This window comes from Clostridium sp. MCC328, from assembly GCF_018785465.1.
GTDB lineage: Bacteria > Bacillota > Clostridia > Lachnospirales > Lachnospiraceae > Pilosibacter > Pilosibacter fragilis.
The window spans coordinates 1-4,717 of sequence record NZ_WQPW01000063.1 but is presented as its reverse complement, the minus strand read 5'-3'; the positions used below and the strand labels follow the sequence as shown (position 1 = coordinate 4,717).

Here is a 4,717-nt window from a genome sequence, read left to right as displayed (position 1 = left end):
TGAGAGTTCCTCCTTATTCTCTTTTATTATACATGAATTCCTTGAGAATAAGGTGTCAACTTTATTTATACAACATCATTTCTATGTCCACAGGTTTTTGAAAAAGTGTCTGTGGACACCGGCTGCAAGAGGAAGTTGACACAGAACGGCTCCATGCAGACGGGCTGACCATGGGAAAAGGCGCAGACATTTTCGCTTTGGTCAGCAGAGGTCGCCGCAGTGACCGCATCCCCTCTCGGGAGAGCCCACGGCACTTTGCAGCCAGTATGGATGAAAGTGTAATAGTGGGTTATTACACTTTGAAAAAGTGCCGTTCTCCAGCTCTCCGCTGTCTGCAAATTTCAAAGAAAGGAAAAATCCAATGGCAAGAAATGATGGAATCCACCGCACCGTAGCCCGGAATCAGGACTTGGAAACACCGGCTGATGTGGCAAAGGTACAGGAACACAATGAGCGTGAAAAGGACAGCTACAGCAATCAGGACATCGTACCGGAACGCACTTCTCTGAACATTCATTTCAAAGCACCCGCGGACGATTATGTAAAAATGTTTGAGCAGATGGAACAGGACGGTGTAATCTCCACAAGAGGTCTGAAACCGGATGCCGTCAAATACGGTGAGTTGATCTTTGATGTGAACTCTGCTTACTTCTACAATCACGGCGGCTATGAATTTGCAAAACAGTTTTATGCCGATGCCTATAAAGCCGCCGTGGAGATCGTAGGCGGTGAGCAGTATATCCTATCCGCTGTGATGTACGCCGACGAGCGCAATCGGGCAATGTCCGAAGCTCTGGGCGAAGATGTGTACCACTACCACCTTCATGTGGTTTATATCCCGGTGGTAGAGAAGCAAATTCTGTGGTCGAAGCGATGTAAGGATGAATCCCTCCGGGGAACGGTAAAGGAAACGATCACGCAGGTCAGCCGCAGTAAAAAATGGGAGTCCAAGCCGGTGCTTGACAAGGATGGTAATCCAATGTTGAACGCAAAAGGAAAAAAGATTTTGAAGTCGTCCTACAGTGTGTTGCAGGATGACTTTTTTCATTTCATGCGAAATGCCGGATATACCGATGTGGAGCGTGGAGAGCGTGGCAGCACCGAGGAACATCTGACAGTGACACAGTTCAAGGTTCAGGCTGAACAGCAGCGTTTGGAAGCTATGACCGGACAGGTGGCACAGGCGGAGCGGGGGTTGGAGAATGCCAAAGATGCCACGGAGAAACAGAAAAAGAAACTGGAAGCTCTGCAAAAGGAAACCAAAACAGCAAAGACCGTTGCTCTGACGGTGCAGGAGATTGAAACGATGGGAAAGAAAGCCACATTCGGAAATAATATCACGCTGACACCGGATGAGTGCGACACGCTCAAACGCTATGCGGTCAACGGCATTATCGCCAATGCTGACAACAAGCGCTTGAAGGAGAAACTGGCTTCCGCTGAAAAGACGGTTTCCATCTGGAAACAGCGGTATGAAGCAGTAAACGAAAAATATATGGAACTGAAACAGAAAGCCCAGCCTTTTCTGGATGCACTGGAAATTGCATCCGAAAGGGTTCGGGCTTTTATCAATTCTATCCTCATCAGAGGAAAGGAAACGCAGGAACACAAACACCCTGACCGGAAGCGTGGACAGGATATGGAACTTTGATGGAGGAATCGCCTATTGAAGAAATATTATGAGGAAGCGAAATATAATGCGGCATTTGACCGCTGTGTGGATGTTATGAGCCAGATGCTCCAGAAGTACGGGCATCAGGTTTTGGATAAATTAGAGCAGGATACACCGCAAACGGTGGAGTGTTCCAAGGATGATAAGCAAGCGCAGCCTTTGACGGATAAGGCTGCGTAAAAATTTACAATTTACACGTTGCGTACTTGTTGCGGCTATGCTATAATATGTACGCAACGTGTATTTTTGCTTTTTGGGAGAAAAGACGAATGGATTGTAAAAACAGAATTATTAAGTTGCGTGAAAGCACAGGACTGAACCGGAAAGATTTTTGCAAGCTCGTCCATATTCCTTACCGGACTATGACCGAGTGGGAATTGGACAACCGCCATGCACCGGATTATGTGCTTAGACTTTTGGAGTATTATATCCGCAACGAGGGATTGATGGTAAAAGAAATGAGCGAAGGAGGTGGCGATTCTGAAAAAGAAGCAACTTAAATGTTATCTATATACGAGAGTGTCCACCTCCATGCAGGTAGACGGATACAGTTTGGATGCCCAGCGGGACAAGTTGCGGAAGTATGCGGCATACGAGGATATGGTCGTTGCCGGGGAGTATTCTGACGAAGGATTTTCCGGCAAGAACATCCAAGGGAGGCAGGAGTTTCAACGGATGCTGAACGACATCCAGGACTGCAAAGACGGCGTTTCCTATGTGCTTGTCTTTAAGCTCTCCAGATTTGGCAGAAATGCAGCCGATGTTCTGAACTCTTTGCAGCTTATGCAGGATTTTGGTGTCAACCTGATTTGCGTGGAGGATGGCATTGACAGCTCCAAGGATGCCGGAAAGCTTATGATTTCCGTGCTGTCTGCGGTGGCGGAAATCGAGCGAGAGAATATCCGCACACAGACAATGGCAGGACGGGAGCAAAAGGCTCGTGAGGGCAAATGGAACGGCGGTTTCGCTCCCTATGGATACAAATTGGAAAGCGGAAACCTTGTCATTGCGGAGGATGAAGTGGAAGTAATCCGTGTTATTTATGACCGCTACATCCATACCAATGAGGGCGTTGCCGGAGTTGCTAAATATCTCAACCGCAACGGGTTTGTGAAGAAGCTGCGGCAAAATAACACCATCCCCGGATTTTCAAGGAACTTCGTGCAGGACGTACTGGATAATCCCGTTTATATGGGTAAAATTGCTTATGGCAGACGGAGAACCGAAAAGAGGCAAGGTACAAGAAATGAGATGCACGTGGTCGAGCAGTCGGAGTTCCCTGTTTACGATGGTCAGCATGAAGCCATCATTTCCGAAGAAGATTGGTATCTGGCACAGGAAAAGCGCAAGATCAATTCCTTTAAGCGGGAAAAGGTCAACAATCCAGACCACGCACACATCCTATCCGGTATTTTGAAATGCCCGTGTTGCGGAAAGAGTATGTACGGCAATATTGCCAAGGCTCATAGCAAGGACAAGAAAACACGGTATTATTACTACTGTAAAAATACGGTTACGCCGACGGGACATGAGTGCAGCTTCCGGCTGAATATCGAGCAGACGGAAATCAACAAATTTGTGGCGAAGGTCATCTCCGCTATGGTCAGCAATCCCCGATTTATAGAAGCAATTCAAGCGAAAATTGGAACGGCGGTTGATACAGAGGATATGGAAAAGCAGATCGCCGTTCTGCAAGGACAGCTAAAGCAAGCCTTTGGAACGAAAAGCCGCTTGGAGCGTCAGATGGATACTTTGGACATCAACGATGCCCACTATGACAGAAAAATTTTGGATTTGCAGCGCCGATATGATGAACAGTATGATACGATAGAAGAAATCGAAGTTCAGATTGGCGAATTGCAAAGTCAGATACGCAGCATCCAGCAGGAGAAAATCTCCGGCGATAACATTTATCGGCTCTTACTGGCATTTGATGAAGTCTACCATTCCGCAACGGAAGCAGAACAGAAAGAGTTTATGAAAGCCTTTATTGAGCGAATTGAGATGTTCCCGGAAAAGAGAAAAGACGGAAGCTGGATAAAGAAGATTGTATTCAACTTCCCTGTGCCTGTTGATGGCGAGGAAGTGAAAGAACTTCCCTTGGAAACTGAAACAACAGTCGAGTCGGTAGTTCTGATGCAGTATTGTGGAAAATAAGAAAATAGGCATGTTAGACCACAAGATGTTGTGGTTCGAGGGCAAAAATTGGAGCAAAAAATGACCAGTTTTTGCCCTATTTTTTTCCACGTTTTTATAGATGCATAGAGGCAAAAAAGAGATTTTTAAGTATTTTGGGACAAAATTCAGAGAAAGGAAAAGAAACAGGGATGGAGAAAAAGCAGCACCCAAGTTACGGAATGATTCGGTTTGCAAGGTCCTCAATCGGTGGTTCAGGAACGGCATTGTTTGGAAGTACCATCATGTATAATAATGTCATACGCCTGTCCATTTCAAAAGGCATGATGGAAAGGGAGGGCAACGAGGACTGGTTTTTGGCAGGGACAGACATCAATGACATGATCGTTGAGGTGGAGATGTCCTATACACAGTTTGCCGAAGCAATCACATCACTTAACATTGGAGAGGGGATACCGGTTACCATTACAAAAGTGAATGGGACATTCGTTGAACCATGCCCATACAGTGACAGGCAGAAAGTAATGCGCCGGGAAGTGGATGAAGCAACCCGTGACTTGGTGCGGCAACTGGAAAAGAGGTCAGAGGAGATTGAAAAACTTCTGGATGAGAAACGTGTCCTGAGCAGGGAGGACCGGAGAAATATCGTCTCGACATTGAAAAATGTACGGCAGGAGTTAAAAAGTAATATCCCCTATCTGCAGAAACTGTTTGCTGAACAGATGGATAAAACCGTGACAGAGGCGAAAGGGGAGTTTGAAACTTACCTGCAGAACAAGATGAACAGCATTGCACTTGCAGCAATTTCAGAACAGATGAAGCAGGAGGAATGTTGTGGTCAAGCTTTTTTGTAACACTTGTGGCTAAAAAAATAGTGCTTATCAATTTATGCTGCCGTCCTTGCTTCAT

At 46.1% G+C, this 4,717-nt stretch carries 5 protein-coding genes; all 5 read left to right on the top strand.

What is annotated here, in order from left to right; genetic code table 11:
• Positions 1-361: 361 nt before the first annotated feature.
• The 5 genes from GPK83_RS09910 to GPK83_RS09890 all read left to right on the top strand — a co-directional run bounded on the left by GPK83_RS09910 (position 362) and on the right by GPK83_RS09890 (position 4,662).
• A complete protein-coding gene (locus GPK83_RS09910; protein WP_215704682.1) occupies positions 362-1,651 on the top strand; it encodes a plasmid recombination protein in 1,290 nt (429 codons plus the stop codon).
• 15 nt (positions 1,652-1,666) lie between these two features.
• On the top strand, positions 1,667-1,852 hold the full coding sequence (locus GPK83_RS09905; protein WP_007488117.1) for a hypothetical protein: 186 nt from the start codon (positions 1,667-1,669) through the stop codon (positions 1,850-1,852).
• A gap of 89 nt (positions 1,853-1,941) precedes the next feature.
• Positions 1,942-2,172, top strand: a complete 231-nt coding sequence (locus tag GPK83_RS09900; protein ID WP_007488123.1) for a helix-turn-helix transcriptional regulator — start codon at positions 1,942-1,944, stop codon at positions 2,170-2,172.
• Complete coding sequence (locus GPK83_RS09895; protein ID WP_345941799.1) at positions 2,144-3,829, top strand: recombinase family protein; 1,686 nt, start codon at positions 2,144-2,146, stop codon at positions 3,827-3,829. The genes GPK83_RS09900 and GPK83_RS09895 overlap by 29 nt, the downstream gene beginning before the upstream one ends.
• A 170-nt stretch (positions 3,830-3,999) precedes the next feature.
• Positions 4,000-4,662 carry a hypothetical protein gene (locus tag GPK83_RS09890; protein ID WP_252196313.1) on the top strand — a complete coding sequence of 221 codons (663 nt, stop codon included), beginning with the start codon at positions 4,000-4,002 and terminating at the stop codon, positions 4,660-4,662.
• Positions 4,663-4,717: the final 55 nt, after the last annotated feature.

Coding starts and splice junctions, on each gene's coding strand:
- GPK83_RS09910 (WP_215704682.1), top strand. CDS start 362: ATGGCAAGAAATGATGGAATCCACCGCACCGTAGCCCGGAATCAGGAC.
- GPK83_RS09900 (WP_007488123.1), top strand. CDS start 1,942: ATGGATTGTAAAAACAGAATTATTAAGTTGCGTGAAAGCACAGGACTG.
- GPK83_RS09890 (WP_252196313.1), top strand. CDS start 4,000: ATGGAGAAAAAGCAGCACCCAAGTTACGGAATGATTCGGTTTGCAAGG.